Source organism: Pseudarthrobacter linnaei, from assembly GCF_055412825.1.
Window position 1 is genome coordinate 78,262 of the sequence record NZ_JBVAYX010000008.1, and the last position, 17,594, is coordinate 95,855.

The 17,594-nt window shown below is 68.2% G+C and carries 13 protein-coding genes and 1 tRNA gene; 4 read left to right on the top strand and 10 right to left on the bottom strand.

Annotation, left to right across the window (positions count from 1 at the left end; genetic code table 11):
• Window positions 1-137 precede the first annotated feature (137 nt).
• From pth to ACZYZ3_RS09865, 5 genes are all read right to left on the bottom strand, one after another.
• On the bottom strand, window positions 138-731 hold the full coding sequence (gene pth / locus ACZYZ3_RS09845) for an aminoacyl-tRNA hydrolase (protein ID WP_463963645.1): 594 nt from the start codon (window positions 729-731) through the stop codon (window positions 138-140).
• Between the two features lie 107 nt (window positions 732-838).
• Window positions 839-1,444, bottom strand: coding sequence for a 50S ribosomal protein L25/general stress protein Ctc (locus ACZYZ3_RS09850; RefSeq protein ID WP_463963646.1), 606 nt, complete (start codon window positions 1,442-1,444; stop codon window positions 839-841).
• A 261-nt stretch (window positions 1,445-1,705) separates the two neighbouring features.
• A complete protein-coding gene (locus tag ACZYZ3_RS09855; RefSeq protein WP_282381411.1) occupies window positions 1,706-2,686 on the bottom strand; it encodes a ribose-phosphate diphosphokinase in 981 nt (326 codons plus the stop codon).
• Window positions 2,687-2,691: 5 nt separating this feature from the next.
• Window positions 2,692-4,182 (bottom strand): bifunctional UDP-N-acetylglucosamine diphosphorylase/glucosamine-1-phosphate N-acetyltransferase GlmU, encoded by a 1,491-nt coding sequence (glmU, locus tag ACZYZ3_RS09860; protein ID WP_463963647.1) that lies wholly within the window; start codon window positions 4,180-4,182, stop codon window positions 2,692-2,694.
• A 212-nt stretch (window positions 4,183-4,394) separates the two neighbouring features.
• A tRNA-Gln gene (locus ACZYZ3_RS09865) sits at window positions 4,395-4,466 on the bottom strand.
• A gap of 216 nt (window positions 4,467-4,682) precedes the next feature.
• Between ACZYZ3_RS09865 and ACZYZ3_RS09870 the strand changes: the two genes are divergently transcribed.
• Entirely contained in the window at window positions 4,683-5,282 is a 600-nt protein-coding gene (locus ACZYZ3_RS09870) for a TetR/AcrR family transcriptional regulator (RefSeq protein WP_463963711.1), read from the top strand.
• A gap of 392 nt (window positions 5,283-5,674) precedes the next feature.
• Here the strand turns inward: ACZYZ3_RS09870 and ACZYZ3_RS09875 are convergent, their stop codons facing one another.
• From ACZYZ3_RS09875 to ACZYZ3_RS09895, 5 genes are all read right to left on the bottom strand, one after another.
• Window positions 5,675-7,504 (bottom strand): ABC-F family ATP-binding cassette domain-containing protein, encoded by a 1,830-nt coding sequence (locus tag ACZYZ3_RS09875; protein ID WP_463963648.1) that lies wholly within the window; start codon window positions 7,502-7,504, stop codon window positions 5,675-5,677.
• Window positions 7,505-7,602: 98 nt separating this feature from the next.
• Window positions 7,603-8,565: a 4-(cytidine 5'-diphospho)-2-C-methyl-D-erythritol kinase gene (locus ACZYZ3_RS09880; protein ID WP_463963649.1), complete on the bottom strand. Its 963-nt coding sequence runs from the start codon at window positions 8,563-8,565 to the stop codon at window positions 7,603-7,605.
• Between the two features lie 82 nt (window positions 8,566-8,647).
• The gene (rsmA, locus tag ACZYZ3_RS09885; RefSeq protein ID WP_463963650.1) at window positions 8,648-9,559 is read right to left on the bottom strand and encodes a 16S rRNA (adenine(1518)-N(6)/adenine(1519)-N(6))-dimethyltransferase RsmA; all 912 of its coding nucleotides are present in this window, start codon (window positions 9,557-9,559) and stop codon (window positions 8,648-8,650) included.
• Between the two features lie 161 nt (window positions 9,560-9,720).
• Entirely contained in the window at window positions 9,721-10,914 is a 1,194-nt protein-coding gene (locus tag ACZYZ3_RS09890) for a resuscitation-promoting factor (RefSeq protein ID WP_463963651.1), read from the bottom strand.
• Between the two features lie 281 nt (window positions 10,915-11,195).
• Window positions 11,196-12,083: a TatD family hydrolase gene (locus ACZYZ3_RS09895; RefSeq protein WP_463963652.1), complete on the bottom strand. Its 888-nt coding sequence runs from the start codon at window positions 12,081-12,083 to the stop codon at window positions 11,196-11,198.
• 300 nt (window positions 12,084-12,383) lie between these two features.
• Between ACZYZ3_RS09895 and ACZYZ3_RS09900 the strand changes: the two genes are divergently transcribed.
• Genes ACZYZ3_RS09900 through ACZYZ3_RS09910 form a run of 3 tightly spaced genes read left to right on the top strand, consistent with a single transcriptional unit; the run spans window position 12,384 to window position 17,590 of the window.
• On the top strand, window positions 12,384-13,496 hold the full coding sequence (locus ACZYZ3_RS09900) for an AAA family ATPase (protein WP_463963653.1): 1,113 nt from the start codon (window positions 12,384-12,386) through the stop codon (window positions 13,494-13,496).
• A 12-nt stretch (window positions 13,497-13,508) separates the two neighbouring features.
• The gene (locus ACZYZ3_RS09905; RefSeq protein ID WP_463963654.1) at window positions 13,509-15,017 is read left to right on the top strand and encodes a DUF58 domain-containing protein; all 1,509 of its coding nucleotides are present in this window, start codon (window positions 13,509-13,511) and stop codon (window positions 15,015-15,017) included.
• Window positions 15,014-17,590, top strand: coding sequence for a transglutaminase TgpA family protein (locus ACZYZ3_RS09910; protein ID WP_463963655.1), 2,577 nt, complete (start codon window positions 15,014-15,016; stop codon window positions 17,588-17,590). The genes ACZYZ3_RS09905 and ACZYZ3_RS09910 overlap by 4 nt, the downstream gene beginning before the upstream one ends.
• The last annotated feature ends 4 nt before the right edge of the window (window positions 17,591-17,594 follow it).

Here is a 17,594-nt window from a genome sequence, read left to right on the forward strand (position 1 = left end):
TCCGCTTAGAAGTAGCGTATCCCTATCCCCCGACATGAGAGTAGAGCGATCTTATCGGCAATTCAGGACGCTTGGAAGAAATTCGAGGGTCTGCACGCGCGTTACGTCGTGCGGCCCGGCGGAAGTTTTTCGGCTTTTTACGGCTGGGGGCTCTTCGTCGGATGGAACTGCTGCTGCGCCGCCGGCAGGCCCTCGCGGACCAGGGCTTCCGCGGCGTCCGCGGCGGTGTCGATCAGGAAGGCCAGTTCCTTCTTCTCAGAACCGGAAAAGTCCTTCAGCACATAGTCTGCCGTGTCCATCCTGCCCGGCGGGCGTCCAACGCCGACCCGGACCCGCAGGTAGTCCTTGGTGGCGAGTGCCCTGGAGATGTCGCGCAGCCCGTTATGGCCCCCTTCGCCGCCGCCCAGCTTCAGCTTGACCGTATTAAAGGGAATGTCGATCTCATCGTGCACGGCGATGACGTGGCCGGGCTCGATGTCGTAAAACTTGCACAGCGCCGAAACCGGGCCGCCGGAGACATTCATATAACTCAGCGGCTTGGCCAGCACCACGCGCGGGCCGCCGATGCCAAGGCGGCCTTCCAGGACCTGGGCCCGGGACTTGTGGGACTTGAAGCCGCTTCCGATCCGGGACGCGAGTTCGTCGAGGACCATCTGTCCGACGTTGTGCCTGTTGTGGGCGTACTCGGCCCCGGGGTTCCCGAGGCCTGCGATCAGCCAGGTGTCAGTCATGGATCAGTCCTTTGGTGGGGCAGTCCGCGTCGGGCGGCAGGTGGGCAGGCGGTGCAGACGACGGTGGCCGGGCCCCAACGGGACCCGGCCACCGACAATCGCCGAAACTACTCGGCTGCTGCTTCTGCGACCGAGGAACCTTCGGTGGTGTCGGCGGATGCTTCTTCCTCGGAGACCTCGGTGGCCTCGGAGATATGCACAACGAGGGCCTCGGCGTCAGCCAGCAGGACGGAGCCCTTCGGCAGGACCAGGTCGGAAGCGTGAATGTGCTCGCCGGCCGTGCGGCCCTCGATGCTGACCTCGACGGCGGTCGGCAGGTGGGTTGCCTCGGCCTCGAGGGAGACGGTGGTCATTTCCTGGTTGAACACGTTGCCCGGAGCCAGCTCGCCGGTGACGTGCACGGGAACGTCGACGGTGACCTTTTCGCCGGTGCGGACGGTCAGGAGGTCGAGGTGCTCGATGATCTGCTTGATCGGGTCGCGCTGGATGTCCTTGACCAGGGCAAGGTGCTGTTCACCGTTGATGTCCAGGGTCAGCAGGGCGTTGGCGCGGCGGACCGCTAGGGTGGTGGACTTCGACGGCAGGGTGATGTGGATGGGCTCTGCGCCGTGGCCGTAGATGACGGCCGGGATCAGGCCCTCCATGCGGGCGCGGCGGGCGAAGCCCTTGCCGAATTCGGTGCGTACTTCTGCTGCGAGCTTCTGCTCAGACATGGGTATCTCCTAGTGGACTAGCGGTGTTCAGCAAGGGCGGAGGTCTGTTTGCGACCTTCAACGCCGGGTGGCCGTGGGGCCGCCCTTCCGAAGGGAGATTCAGACCCAGTCGATAACGGAGACCAGCAGTCCGGTCGGCCGTGAACACGGCTGACCAGCGCTCTCCCTCGCCAAGGTTTCGCTACAAGGCTACCAGCGCAGGCACGGTTTCATGAAAACGTGCCCGCACTGGCGGACGCCTGGGCATGGCCCAGTCTGGGGTCAGGCGTTGCCGTCGAACAGGCTGGTGACGGAACCGTCGTCGAACACTTCGCGGATGGCACGGGCGATCAGCGGCGCGATGGACAGCACGGTGAGCTGCGGGAAGCGCTTGCTGGCGTCAATCGGGAGGGTGTTGGTGACAACGACCTCGCGCGCGCCGGACTCGGACAGCCGCTGGGCCGCGGGATCGGAGAACACGGCGTGCGTGGCCGCGATGATGACGTCCTTGGCTCCGGCGTTCTTGAGCACCTGGACCGCACCGGAAATGGTGCCCCCGGTGTCGATCATGTCGTCGATCAGCACGCAGGTGCGGCCTTCGACCTGGCCGACGACCGTCTTGGACACCGCCTGGTTCGGAACGGTCAGGTCGCGGCTCTTGTGCACGAACGCCAGCGGCGCGCCGCCGAGGCGCTCGGCCCACTGCTCGGCAACGCGGACGCGGCCGGTGTCCGGGGAGACCACCGTGATGTCGTCCGCGCCAACGCGGGTGCGGATGTAGTCCGCCAGCAGCGGGATTGCCATGAGGTGGTCGACGGGGCCGTCGAAGAAACCCTGGATCTGCGAGGTGTGCAGGTCCACACTCATGATGCGGTCGGCGCCCGCGGTCTTGTAGAGGTCGGCGATGAGGCGCGCGGAAATGGGCTCGCGGCCGCGGCCCTTCTTGTCCTGCCGGGCGTACGGGTAGAACGGTGACACCACGGTGATGCGTTTCGCGGAGGCCCGCTTGAGCGAATCGATCATGATGAGCTGTTCCATCAGCCAGTTGTTCAGCGGGGCGGGGTGCGCCTGGATGACGAAGGCGTCCGTACCGCGCACGCTTTCCCCGGCCCGGACGTAGATCTCACCGTTGGCGAAGTCGTAGGCATCCAGGGGCAGCAGCTCGGTGCCGAGCTCCTTGGCGATTTCCCTCGCCAGCTCAGGATGCGCGCGCCCAGCGGCAAGCACCAGCTTCTTCTCGCCGCGTGCCGTAATTTCGCTCATTGTTGCTAGCCCTCTTCTGTAGATGCCGGAGTACTGGAGGAAGTTGTGGTGGCGCCGGCGGCCGCGGCCAGGGACGCGGAAACCGAGCCCGGGCGGTTCGCCTGGACCCAGCCCTCGGTGTTCTGCTGCTTGGCCAGGGAAAGGACCAGGGCGCCGGGCGGCACGTCGCGGCGGATCACTGCGCCGGCACCGCTGTAGGCGCCGTCACCGACCTGGACGGGAGCGACGAAGACGGTGTTGGAGCCGGTGCGGACGCCGGACCCGATGACCGTGCGGTGCTTCTTCTCGCCGTCGTAGTTCGCGGTGATGTTTCCGCAGCCGATGTTCGTGTCTTCACCGATCTCGGCGTCGCCGGCATAGCCGAGATGGGACAGTTTGGAGCCGCGGCCGATGGTGACGTTCTTGGTCTCGTAGAAGGCGCCGATCTTGCCGGCCCCGCCGAGGACTGTGCCGGGGCGCAGGTAGGTGAACGGGCCGACGCTGGCCTTGACGCCGATCGTGGAGCCGGAACCGTGCGTGCGGACCACCTTGGCGCCCTCCCCCACCTGAACATCGGTGAGGGTCGTGTCCGGGCCGACGACGGCGTCGCGCGCCACCGTGGTGGTGCCGTGGAGCTGGGTGTTGGGCAGCAGCCGGACGTCCTCGTCGAGAGTGACGGTGGCGTCGATCCAGGTGGTGGCCGGGTCAACGACGGTGACACCGGCGCGCATCCAGGCTTCGACGGTGCGCCGGTTGAGTTCCGCGCCCAGGGCGGAGAGCTGCACCCGGTCGTTGGCGCCCTCGACCTGCCAGCGGTCTTCGGTCACGACGGCGGCGACGCGGCCCCCGGCGGCACGGGCCAGGGCCAGCACGTCGGTGAGGTACTTCTCGCCCTGGGCGTTGTCGGTGGTGACGTGGGCCAGCGAATCGCGGAGCACTGCGGCGTCGAAGGCGTAGATGCCGGAGTTGACCTCCCGGATGTCACGTTCGGCGTCGGTGGCGTCCTTGTGCTCCCGGATGCCGGTGACCGTTCCGTCCGCAGCCCGCAGGATGCGGCCGTAGCCGGTCGCGTCGGACAGGACGGCGGTCAGGACGGTGACGGCGTTGTGCCCGTCCTCGTGGCTGGCGACGAGCTCGGCGAGCAGCCCGCCGGTGAGGAGCGGGACGTCGCCATAGGTCACGACGACCGTTCCGCTGAGCTGCCCGTGGGGATGAAGCGCGTCCAGGGCCTCGAGCGCGGCCTCCACCGCGCGGCCGGTGCCGGGCACCTCGTCCTGGTCAACGATCAGGGCGGCCGGGTCGACGGCGCCGATGTGGGCGGCAACGAGGTCCCGCTCATGCCGGACGACGAGGGCAAGCTCCTGCGGCCGGATGGTGCGGGCGGCGTGCAGCGCGTGGCCGACGAGGGACCGGCCGCCGATCTCGTGGAGAATTTTGGGGGTACGGGACTTCATCCGGGTACCGGCACCTGCAGCTAGGACGATGACGGCGGCTGGGCCGGTCTTCTCGGGGCTCACGTACGGGCTCTCCTTGCTCAGTGGCTTAGCGCATGCCGCTGCTTGGTGGATGTGGGTGGCCGGCGGCCGAGGCCAGCTGGTGCACCTCGGCTGCCGGATCCGCACATCTTGGGCGGGCCAGACTTCGGTCACGGCACCGGATTCATCCTACTGGACTTACCCGGGGCCGCGCCCGGCGGGTGCCGTTTCCCGGCCTCCGCGACGCACGGCAGTTCCGCCCATAGGACTCGAACCTATACTCCACGGCTCCAAAGGCCGGGGTGCTGCCATTACACCAGGGCGGACCATGCCAAGGCACTGAGCCTGTGGCACGAGAGTCAATTCTGCCATACTGCGTTGCCGCCACGTGCTGGCGTCGCGGACGGGGCCCGGGCGCGCCCCTCCCGGTCGATGATGTGGGGCATGATGGAGCTGTGAGCAACAGCACAGGGGTGCCCGGAGGGGCGGAGGGCAGCAGCGGCAGGCCGGCACGGTCCGCCGGGTACGTACCCCGGGTCCGAATGACGGGGCCCCAGCGCCGCAGCCAGCTCATCGGCATCGGCCGGGGACTGTTCGCCCTCCGCGGGCTGGACGGGACCACGATCGAGGAGATCGCTGCCGCCGCAGGTGTTTCCAAGCCGGTGATCTACGAGCACTTCGGCTCCAAGGAGGGCCTGTACACGCAGGTCGTCGACTGCGAGTTCCGGATCCTGCTGGGCTCCATCAGTGACGCGTTGTCCGAGGAAGCGAAGCCTCGCGTCCTGGTCGAGCGGGCCGCCCTGGCCCTGCTGAGCTACATCGAGGACCGCGCCGAGGGCTTCCGCATCCTCATGCGCGACGCCCCGCCGACGCAGCCCGAAGGCGCCTTCTCGACCCTGATCTCCCACGTCACGGCCCGCGTGGAGCACATCCTGGCCGACGAGTTCGCCCGCCGCGGCTTCACCTCGGCCGACGGCGCCATGTACGCGCAGATGCTGGTCGGAATGGTGGCGATGACGGGCCAGTGGTGGCAGGACAGCCGAACCCCGGACAAACGCGAAGTCGCCGCCCACCTCGTCAACCTCGCCTGGAACGGCCTCACCGGCCTCCAAAAGGACCCCGAGCTCCGCAGCGACGACTAAAGTCCGCGGGCTGGCAGCCTCTGACGGCAGCGGACTGCGCCCGGAGGCTCTGAAGGCCCCGCGGGACATGCCCTCCCCTGGCCCCAGAGACTGGACATAACACCAACATGTCCAACCGTCGCCTGCCCCAGTGGGCCTGTCCTGCGGGCAATAAGTCGACCGAGGGACATGTCCAGCCGGGGTGGGACGCCAGAAACCAGACGAGCCTCGCCTGACGACGCAGTAACTGAGCGCCCCGCGGGACGTGCCCTCCCCTGGGCGCCGAGCCTGGACATAACACCAACATGTCCAACCGCCGGCTGCCGCAGGGGGCATGTCCAGCGGGACACGACCCTACCTAGGGACATGTCCAGCCCTGCCGCAACACACTGGGCATGTCCCCCGGGAGGCGACTACTCGCCGAGGACCTCGAGGGCCCCGAGCCATTCGAGTTCGAGGGCTTCGCGTTCGACGGCGAGGTCCTTGAGCTTCTTGTTGAGCCCGGCCAGGTCGCCGACGGCGGAGGAGTCGGCGGCCGCCGCGGTCATCTGGGCGTGGATTTTGTCCTCCTGCTGCTTGAGCTTGCCCAGCTGGCGGTCGATCCGGTTCTTGGCCTTGCGGGCGTCCCGCTTCTCGGCTTCCGATGCCCCGGCTGCGGCGGGGGCGGAAGGGCCGCTGGCGGCAGTGACAGGATTGCCGCCGCCGGTGATGGTGGAGCCGGCAAGCGCCGCTTCGCGCAGTTCCAGGTACTGGTCCACACCGCGCGGCAGGGCACGGATCTTGCCGTCGCCCAGGAGCGCCATCTGGTGGTCCGTGACGCGTTCCAGCAGGTAGCGGTCGTGGCTGACGACGACGAGCGTGCCCGGCCAGCCGTCCAGCACGTCCTCGACGGCGGCCAGGGTGTCGGTGTCGAGGTCGTTGGTGGGCTCATCGAGCATCAGCACGTTGGGCTCCCCCACCAGCAGGCGCAGGAGCTGGAGGCGCCGGCGTTCGCCGCCGGAGAGGTCCCTGACTGGGGTCCACTGTTTCTCGTTGGTGAAGCCAAGCTGCTCCACGAGCTGGCCGGCGGTGAATTCCTTGCCGCCGACGTTGAAGGAGCGCTTTTCGCGCTCAATCACTTCGATCACGCGCAGGTCCGAAACGTCATCAAGTTCCTTGACCTCCTGGGTCAGGACCGCGGTAACAACCGTCTTGCCGCGCTTGACCTTTCCGGAGCTGGGCTGGATTTCGCCGTTCAGGAGCTTCAGCAGGGTCGTTTTGCCGGCGCCGTTGACGCCCACGAGGCCCAGCCGTTCACCGGGGGCGAGCCGCAGGGTGATGTTGTCGAAGAGTTTCTGCCCGGGCTCGCCGCCGAGGAAGTCGAGGGAGACGTTCTCCAGGTCCAGGACGTCCTTGCCGAGCCGGGCCGTGGCCATCTTGCTCAAGGCCGTCGAGTCGCGCGGCTCAGGGACGTCCGCGATCAGGGCGTTGGCCGCCTCGATCCGGAATTTGGGCTTGGCGGTGCGGGCCGGGGCGCCACGCCGGAGCCAGGCGAGCTCCTTCTTCACGAGCATCTGGCGCTTGCTTTCCACCACGGACGCGGAGCGGTCACGTTCGGCTCGGGCCAGCACATAGGCGGCGTAACCGCCGTCGAACGGGTCCATGATGCCGTCGTGGATTTCCCAGGTCTTGGTGCAGACTTCGTCGAGGAACCAGCGGTCGTGGGTGACGACGAGAAAGGCGCCCTGGTTGGCCCGCCAGCGGGTCTTCAGGTGCCGGGACAGCCACGCGACGCCTTCGACGTCGAGGTGGTTGGTGGGCTCGTCGAGCATGATCACGTCATGGTCCTCGATCAGCAGCTTGGCCAGCGCCACGCGCCGCTTCTGCCCGCCGGAGAGGGCGTGGACGTTGGCGTGCCAGTCGACGTCGGACACGAGTCCGCCCATCACTTCGCGGATCTGGGGATTGCGGGCCCATTCGTAGTCGGCCTGATCCCCTACGATCGCGGCGCCGACGGTGAGGTCGCCGTCGAGCACGTCGCTTTGGTCCAGGTAGCCGATGTTGACCTCGCTGCGCTTGGTCACCCGGCCGGAGTCCGGGGTGGCGCGCATCGCCAGCAGGCGCATCAGCGTCGACTTGCCGTCGCCGTTGCGGCCGACCATGCCGATCCGGTCGCCCTCTTCGAGCCCAAGGGTGACGCCGTTAAGAACGGTACGGGTTGCATACGAGACCGTGAGGTTCTCGCCGCCGAGCAGGTGTGCCACTGGGAACTGCTTTCCTAGAGAAAAAATTATGCCGTGCAAATTCGGTCAGGCTTGATCGACCCAAGCCCGCTGACGTCGTGCTGATCACGACATTCCTATTAAAGGAGCGTATCGGAGATGATGCGCGCCCCGTGAACCGGGCCGTGCACCGCCCTGGCATCCAGGCCGTGGTGCCGGAGGTCATCGGCCAGGCCTGCGGCGGCCGCGGGGCTGTGTGCCAGCAACGCGACTGTGGGTCCGGAGCCGGACACGATCCCGGCGATCGCACCCAGGGACTCACCGAGCCCGAGGGTGTCCCGGAGGCTCGGCGCCAGTTCTATCGAGGCGCGCTGGAGGTCGTTGACCAGCACCCGGCTCAGGGCATCGGCGTCGCCCGCCCGCAGGGCCTGCAGGATCGTCGGGTCCACCGCTTTGGGTTCCTCGATGGCGGCTTGTTCGGCCGCACGCAGCCGGTCCAGGGTCCGGTACACCTCAGGAGTGGGCAAGCCGAAGTCAGCGGCCACCAGGACCCAGTCGGTCTGGGCCTTGACGAGGGCCGGGGAAAGTTCGTCGCCGAGACCGAGCCCGACGGCGGTGCCGCCCAGCAGCGAGAAGGGCACGTCGGCGCCAAGTTCGGCGGCCAGGTGCGCGAGTTCCTCGCGTGAGAGCCCGCTGTTCCACAGTGCGTCACAGGCCAGCAGGGTGGCTGCTGCGTCCGCGGAGCCTCCGCCCATGCCTCCGGCCACGGGCACCCGTTTCGTGATTTCAAGGTGGACGCCGGTGGAGTGTTCCGAGACATCAGCCATGATCGCGGCGGCTTTGTAGGCCAGGTTGCGCTTATCCAGGGGAATGTCGACGCCGTCGAGGTCGAGGGTGCTCGCCGGGCTGATGCTGACGGTGATTTCCCCGGTGTCCGTGCTGGTGGCGGCGACTTCTTCATAGAGGGACACCGCGAGGTAGACGCTGGCGACCGAATGGTAGCCGTCAGCGCGCAGGGGCCCGACATCCAGCGAGACGTTTACTTTGCCGGGGGCCTTGACCCGGACAGTCCTCGCGGCAAAGTGCCCTCTCACTGCGTTCATGGCTCCACGCTATGGCATGGCGGGGTCAGGCTCCAAGCACGGCGCCGGACCAGCGTCACCGTTCCGGGGAACGCCGCCGGGGTTAGGGAGCCGGCCGCGCGTGCGCCTCGGCGATCCGGGAAAACGCCGCGATGTCGATGACCTCGCCGCGGGCGGTGGGATCGACGCCGGCGGCCCGCAGGCACCGTTCGGCCTCCGCAGCGCTGCCGGCCCATCCGGCCAGGGCGGCGCGAAGGGTCTTGCGGCGCTGCGCGAAGGCGGCATCGATGACGGCGAAAACTTGTTCGCGGGTGGCCGTGGTGACGGGCGGTTCCCGGCGGGTGAACGCCACCAGGCCGGAGTGGATCTTGGGCGCGGGCCAGAAAACATTCATGCCGATCACGCCGGCCTTGCGCATGCTGCTGTACCAGGCCCCCTTGACCGAGGGAACGCCATAGGTCTTGGACCCGGGCCCTGCGGCAAGCCGGTCCGCGACCTCGTCCTGGACCATGACCAGGCCGTGGCGGAGGCTTGGGAAGTGCTGCAGCAGGTGCAGGACCACCGGCACGGCGACGTTGTACGGCAGATTCGCCACGAGCGCGGTCGGCTCGGCGGGGAGCTCGGTGACCCGCATGGCGTCGGCGAGGACCAGGTGGAAGTTTCCGACGGCGGCCGGGCGCCATTCGGCGACCGTGGCGGGAAGTTTGCCGGCGAGAACCGGATCGATCTCGACGGCGACGACCGAGCGGGCGGCGTCCAGCAGCCCCAGGGTCAGGGACCCCAGCCCGGGCCCGACCTCCAGGACCGTCTCGTCCGGGTGGATGTCCGCGGCGGCAACGATCCTGCGGATGGTATTGCCGTCGATGACGAAGTTCTGGCCGAGGGTCTTCGTGGGACGGACGCCGATCTCCTCAGCCAGCCTGCGGATGTCAGAGGCCCCCATCAGGGGTGGGGGCGTGCTGGCCGGCGGACTGCCTGGGGCACTGCCTGGCGCGGAGGGGGTCGGTTCAGTCACCTAGGTATCCTATCCCGCTGGCCAGCCCGGGCATGGCAAAGGCCGGGTCCGAAAAGCCGGACCCGGCCTGGGCGGGGCATCCGTTGCCGTGGTCAGCCGCTACGGAAGCCGTGCCATCCAAGTGCCCGTCAGCCGGGGCTGAGGACTCCGGCGGGGCAACTCTAGCGGGAGGCTGCCCAGCCGCAGCCCCAGGGCTGCAGGCCACGCTGTGCATAGACCCTGTTGGCGATGTCGATCTGCTGGGCCTTGGTGGCCAGGCTGGCGTTCGGGGCGTACGCGCCGCCGCCGGATCCGAGCCAGGTCCGGACGTCGAACTGCAGTCCGCCGTAGTAGCCGTTGCCGTTGTTGATGGACCAGTTGCCGGTGGACTCGCACTGCGCGATCTTGTCCCACATGGCTTCGTTCATCATGGCCGGGGCTCCGGCGCCGGTGTTGGCGCCGGTGCTGGCACCGGCCTGGGCTGCCGGCTTCGGCTTGGGCTTGGTGCCGACGGTGATCTTTTCGGTGACCGGCTGCGCGCTGACGGACTGGGACACCAGGGTGCGGGAGGCTTCGCGGCCGTCGACGAGGACAAGCTTGAAGCTCTTGTTGATGGTGCCGGCCACACCTGCCTGGGTGACCTTCTTTTCGCCCGTGGCCAGGCCTGCATCCTCCGTGGTGAGGGTTTCGAACGGCACGGCTTCGGCCGCTTCAGCCGTCTGGCTGGCGTCCACCCGGGACACCTTGATCACCATGTCGTTGACGACCGGTGCGTTGCCCGGCTGCGAGACGCGGTCGCTGGCCCCCAGCGTGATGCCGGCATCGGCGAGGAGCTGGCCGACGTTGGCGGCGGTCGTGGTGGTCTTGTCGGCCTTGCCGTCAGCGACGATGCTCACGGACTTCGGCGTCGAAATGGACACGAAGGAACCGGAGACGGCAAGCTGTGCGTCCTTCGGAACGGACAGTTCGGAGGTACCGGCGACGCCGAGTTCGGTCACCAGCCCCTCCACCGTGGGCGAGGTGGTGCTGATGGTCCGCTCCGCCCCGTCCAGGCTGACCTTGACGGCCTTGGCGAGATTGACGTTGATGACGGAACCGTCCCGGACGTGCGAATCAGCAGCCGGCGTGATCCTGTCGGAGGGCTGGAGTTCAAGGCTGGCGGCCTTCACGACCTGGCCGACAGTGCCGCCGAAGGTCTGGACTGAACTCACTTTGCCGTCCACGTTGAGGGTGACCGTCTTGTTGTTGCCGACGAAGGCGACGAGCCCCAGCACCAGGGCCATGAGCACCACGAGTTGCGTGCCGACCTTGACGAAGCTGAACTTGCCATCCGATGTAAAGAACTTGACCACGATTGCCCATATCTTTTGGACCATCCGGGCACGGGGAAACGTGCACAGCCGCACCCGCCGCGGACAGCCCGGAGGCCGCACCGCATGGGTGCGTTTTGTCAGCGGAAGCTGTGTGCACTGCCATAGTCACAAACGAGAGCGCGCATATGGTTCGTTCGCCACGATGCGCGCCCAGCAGAAGTGAAATTTTCCGAAGGCCTTCCCCGACCCCGGCTAATAGTTGTCCACTGTAACCGGAGCGTTATAAAGCAGCCAACAAATTGTGCATACCGGGTATCTATAACTGCGGGGGTATTTTCGTTGAATCAATCCCAGGATCCGTATGCCTGCAGGGTATTTCCGGCGATCCGGGAGCACATTTCCGAGAGTTCCCATCCAGTCAATTCGGCCATGGCCCGGACGGTGTAGGGGACCATATAGCTCGCGTTGGGGCGGCCCCGGTGCGGATGCGGGGTGAGGAACGGGGCGTCGGTTTCAACCAGGATCCGTTCCGGTTCCGCGATGGCCAGGGCGGCCCGCAGGTTGCCGGCGTTCTTGAAGGTCAGCGTCCCGGCGAAGGACATGTACCAGCCCTCGCTGTTGCAGATCCGGGCCAGTTCCTCCCCGCCGGAGAAGCAATGGAAGACCACCCGATCGGGGCTTCCCTCCTCCCGCAGCACCTGGACGACGTCGTCGTGGGCGTCACGGTCATGGATTTGTAGCGTCAGCCCAAGGCGTTTCGCGATATCGATGTGGCGGCGGAAGGAGTAACGCTGGTGCGCCAGCCCGCCACCCTCGGTGCGGAAGAAATCAAGGCCGGTTTCGCCGATGGCCCGGATCCGGGGGTGCGTCGCGAGGGCCTCGATCTCGGCCAGGGCGTCCTCCAGCTCGCCACGGGCGGCGTAGTCCGGCGCGTCATTGGGGTGCAGGGCGACGGCGCCCAGCAGCCGCGCGTCCGACTCGACCGCCTGCACGGTGAACCGGGACGATTCGAGGTCGCACCCCACCTGCACGGCACCCCCCACGCCTACGGCTTCAGCAGCGTCCAGGGCGTCAGCGATGCTGACCTTGAGCCCGTCGTGGGGGAAATCGAGGTGGGTGTGGTTGTCCATTACCGGCACGGGAAGCGGTTCCGGCGCCGGCGGATAGCCCTGCCTGCCGGTGCCATCACTGCCGGGGGCACGGAACGGGACGGGAGTGAGGGGGGTGATCATCTCTCCACCTTATCGGCGCTCCCCGGCCCTATGAACCGTCCGCGCGCCGCGAGTTAACCGGAGTGCGCTATGTCCTGGCCCGAAGCCGGCCGGAGATTTCCCCGGAACTCTCTGTCAGGTCCGGCAGTTGTGTTAGTACTCTGTTCTAAAGACTGACTGCCGGACAACAAATACAATCAACCGTCAGGAACAGATGGCTAGGAATCAACGGTCAGGAACACAGGCGTATACCCGACGAGTGGCCCGGCAGGCTCCATGCCGATCCGCCCCGGGAAAACCACCAGGGCTGGAAGGCTACCGATGGAGTACCACCGCATCTCTCTAGACGAAGCACTCCCCGGGGGGCAGGACCTCACGGAAGACTCCGCTGCGGATGGCATCCCGGCCGCCCTGCTCCCCGCCCTGCGCACCGCCCAGCCCACCGCGGCCATGGATGCGGCGGCGTTCCGCTCCGCCAGCGAGCGGATCCTGACCGCCATCAACACCGTGATTGACGGGAAAGCGGACGCGGCAAGGCTGGCGCTGACCGTGCTCCTGGCCCAGGGCCACCTTCTCCTCGAGGACGTCCCCGGGGTCGGCAAGACCCTCCTCGCGAAGACGCTGGCCCGCACCATCGACTGTTCGGTGAGCCGCGTTCAATTCACCCCCGACTTGCTGCCCTCCGATATCACCGGTGTGTCCATCTACAACCAGGCGTCGAGGTCCTTTGAGTTCCGGCCCGGGGCAGTTTTCGCCAACATCGTCATCGGGGACGAAATCAACCGGGCCTCGGCCAAGACCCAGTCGGCCCTGCTGGAATGCATGGAGGAACACCAGGTCACGGTGGACGGCCATTCCTACAAGCTCGACGAGCCCTTTATGGTGGTGGCCACGCAAAACCCGATCGAAATGGAGGGGACCTACCCGCTCCCGGAAGCGCAGCGGGACCGGTTCATGGCACGGATCTCCATGGGCTACCCGGACAAGGAGGCAGAGATGGAGATGCTGGAAACCCATCAGGCCACGTCCCCGCTGGCCAAGGTCACCGCCGTCGTCACCGCGGGCGAGGTCGCGTCCATGATCGCTACCGTGCGGGAAGTGTATGTCTCCCAGTCGATCAAGGAATACACCGTAGCCCTGGGGCGCGCGACGAGGGAAAGCGGGATGCTCCGGCTCGGCGCCAGCCCGCGGTCCATGCTCCAGCTGCTGCGCGCGGCCAAAGCCACCGCGGCCCTGGCGGGCCGGGACTTCGTGCTGCCCGACGACGTCGTCAGCGTGGCTGAATCCGTCCTGGCCCACCGGATCATCCTGGACCGCAAAGCCGCAAGCACGGGTGAGACTGCCCAAAGCGTGGTCCGTTCCATCTTGGCGATGATCCCGGTCAGCCCGGATCTGGCGGGCGCCCCGGCCGCCACGCTGCCGAACCGCCGCTAGGGGTGCCTGGCCGTGCCGCTGAAAGTCCGGTTCCCGAGGCACATCTTCACGACCCGGGGCTGGGGATTGCTTGGGGCGGGCTCGGTGTTCCTGCTGGCAGCCCAGGTAATGGGGCGCCGGGACCTGCTGGCGCTGGCCATCCTGCTCTTTGTCCTGCCGTTGCTCTCCCTGGCCGGCACCCGCCTGCTCAAACCCAACTTCAGCGTCTATCGGGAATTCAACCCCGCCAGCGTCGAAACGGCCACCGCCGCAACCGTCCGGCTGGCCGTCGCCCGGACCGGAATCGGCTCGGGTGACGCGCTGATGGAGGAGCACATCCCTGCCCGGTTCGGCCAATCCCCCGTTTTCCGGTTCCCGGCCCGTTCGTCCCCCGGCGGGACCAGCCGCTACGAGTATCGCCTGCGCTCCGGAAAACGCGGCCAGTTCCTGATCGGGCCGGTCACAGCTGAGGTCAGCGACCCCTTCGGGCTGTCCCTGCACCGCCGCGCCATCGATGACGGCGACATCCTCACGGTGACGCCCGCCGCAGTCGACCTTCCCGCCACCGGTCTGGCCGGCGCCAGGGGGCAGGATGGCGTCACCGCCACGCGCATCCGGGCAAACCCCAGCGTCGACGACGTCATGACGCGGGAGTACCGACACGGTGATCCGATGCGCCGTGTTCACTGGGCGGCAACGGCTCGGCACGGGGAGCTGATGGTCCGCCAGGAGGAGTCCGTCACCACTCCGGAAGCGACGATCATCCTGGACCAGCGGCTGTCTGCCTTCAGCCGCGGCGCTTTTTCCGGCGGCTCGACGCCGCACACCCACCGCACCTTCGGCAGCCCACGCGGGACTGACCGAGGGGCGCTTCACCATGGCGCTATCGCCGCGGACGGCCACGGATTCCTGACCAGCGACACCTTCGAGTGGGCAGTGGCAGCAGCGATGTCCATCGGTGCGCATCTCGCCGAGCGCAACTACGCGCTGCGCTTCCTCGACGCCGCCGGCGAGCCCGCGTTCCAGCATTCGCCGTCCGCCCCCGAACCGGAGGCCGAGGAGTACGTCGGCGCATCCGGGCTGCAGTCCGTCGCCGAAAGCCTGGCCGCGATCCAGCTCACCAGCGCGCACTACACCCGCCGGGGCGCGAAGGAGGGTGCCGCACCCGGGACTGCCGGCCGCCGGCATCCCTCGGGCGCGGAGGCCGGCCTGCAGCCTTTCGACGACCGGCTTATGGACAAGCTGGCCGCCCACCGGATGCGCGGGCCGGTGCTTGCGATCCTGGGAAATCTCACGCCGGCCGAAGCGCGGGCGCTGTCCCCGGCTGCCGGCTTCGCGGCAAACGCCTTCGCCATGGTGATCACGGAGCGGGCCGGGCAACCCGAGGAAGTGCTTGAAACGCTCCGGCTCGGCGGCTGGCGGGCAGTGGCCGTCTCCCCCTTGACGCCTTTGCCAGCAGCGTGGGCGGCATTCGACGACGGCGGCACTGCGCCGATGGCGGCCGCAGCCGATGTGCGGCGTGGAACGGGGCTCCGGCGATGACACTGACACCACAGCGAAGCGCGGGCACGCATGCCGGACAGGCCGGGGCGGCAGGGGATCCGGAAGCCCCGGGCGCCCCCGGGCCGGAATCCCGTGGGACGCAGAAAGCCCGGAGGGCGGTGGGCGCACAGCCGTGGTTGATGGCCCTCGCGGTGGCAACCGCCGTCGCCGGTGCGGCGCTGAGCCTCAATGGAGTGCTGCGGGGATGGGCGTGGTACTCCCCTGTCCTCTCGACGGTCCTCACGGTGGCCTTCACCATGGCCGGGCTCCGCGCGCTCCGCTGGCGCGGCGTCTTCGTGACAGCCGGTGCGTTGGCGGCGCTCGTGCTGATCCTGACATTTACCTTCTTCCGCCCGCACAGCATTATCGGCTTCATCCCCTCCGGCGCCACCATGACGCAGCTGGGCCGGTACCTGCGCCGGGCCAGTGAGACTGTCCTTGCGGAAAGCGCACCCGTGGCTCCGAATGCCGGCATCGTCCTGCTGGTCTGCGCCGCCCTGGGGCTGATGGTGATCCTGGTCGATGCCCTTGCCTATCCCCTGGCATTGCCGGCGACAAGCGGCTTGGGGATCCTCGCTGTCCTCATCGTTCCCGCCATGATCAAGCCGCACAGCGTCGGCGCGCTGGGTTTCTCGGCGGCTGCCGCCGGCTACCTCATGATCCTCGGCTGCAGCCACTGGTTCGCGCCCGATGCAGGGACCGGTGCCGACACCGTACGCAACCGGGGCCAGTTCCGGCGCGGTGCCCTGACGGGTGCCGTTGCGCTGACCGCCACCCTCCTGCTCCAGCTGGTGATCCCGGGCTTCAACCAGGGAGTTTTCCCGCAGGGCTCGCGGCTGAATCCGTTCGGCTCGGCCTCGGGACTGAACCCGATGATCAGCCTGGGCAACAGCCTGCGCAGCCCCGGCGGGGACGGCCGGATCACCTTTGCCACCAACGCGCCCAGCACGCCGTACCTGCGCTCCGTGACCGTGGACAGTTTCAACGGCGACAACTGGGCGCCGGACGACCGCGATGACACCCGCCGGCTGGGCACGGGGCGGATCCAATCAGGCGTCGAGTCCGCCGCGACCGAAGTCCGTGTGGTCACCGCGGTCAATACCGGCCAGTTCATCAGCCCCTATCTGCCGGTGCCCTACGCGCCGGAGGCAGTCAACGGCCTCACCGGCCGCTGGAGCTGGGACCCTGCGACACTGAGCATCAAGGGGGTCGACACTGACTCCCGCGACCAGCGGTACGTGGCGCTCTCCGTTGCCCCCCAGCTCACCCCGGACCTGCTGGCAGAGGCCACCGGGCCGGTGCAGGGTGTCCCGGAACAGTTCATCCGGCCACCGGACAACGTGCCGGAAATCGTGCGCACCACCGCCGAGGCCGTGACTGCGGGAAGCACCACCCCCTACGCCCGGGCCATGGACATCCAGCGGTACCTGCGCTCCGTCGAATTCACCTACTCGCTGCAGTCCCCGGTGCAGGGGGGCTATGACGGCAACGGACTGTCCGTGCTGGCGGACTTCCTGAACCAGAAGAGCGGCTACTGCATCCACTTCGCGTCCGCGATGGCCGTGATGGCGCGACTGGAAGGCATCCCCAGCCGCATCGCCGTCGGTTATGCCCCGGGCCGGCCCACCGGCGCTACGGTGTCGATCGGTGGCCATGGTGCCCTGCCGGAGTATGAGGTCGATGCCCGTGACGCCCATGCGTGGCCGGAACTGTATTTCCAGGGGCTGGGCTGGGTTCCTTTCGAGCCGACCCCATCGCGGGGTGTGGTTCCGTCTTACGCCGCGGAAGCCGCGGCCCCCAGCGGCGCCAGCACGAATGAAAACAACGATGGCCTCATTCCGGGCAACAGCCCCCTCCCCACGCCGCCGTCCAGTGTGGCGCCGCTGCCGCTCCCGGGCGCCGCCGCCCAGCCGGACGCGGCAAGCGTGTTACTTCCCGTGCTGTACGGCGCCGGCGCAGTGCTGTTCCTTGGGCTGTTGCTGGCGTCCCCGCACCTGGCGCGCACGGCGTTGCGCCGCCGCCGGCTGGGCGGTTCCGGGCTCGACAGCGCGGCAGCCTCGCGCGCCTGGCTGGAACTGCGCGACCTCGCAACGGATTACGGCATCGCGCCGCGGACCAGCGAAACACCACGCCATTTCTCCGAACGGCTGCGCCACGCGGGCGCACTCGGGGAGCCACACGGTCTGGACGCGGATGGCGACCAGGCCGTGAGGTCCCTGACCGCGGGCTTCGAGCGCCTGCAGTATGGACGGCCCCCGTCCGTGCCCGGGGTCAACGGCGTCCGGACCGGCGCCGACGGGTCCGCCGGCGCCGGCAGCAACGGAGCATCCGCCGGGCCACTGATCTCGGCGGTCCGCAGTTCGCTGCGCGACCACGCCGGGCCGGTCGTGCGGTTCCGCGCGGAGTGGCTCCCGCCGTCGATCCTGGCCGCCTGGCGGCGTGCGGCCACGGCGCCGTTCCGCTCCGCCCGCCGCGCAGCACAGCGCACCCGGCGCGGCCTCGCCGACGCCAGGTCGAGGATCCGCGGGGCGCTGCGGCGCGTGCGCCGGGAGCGGTGGCCGCACCGGAACTGAGGCA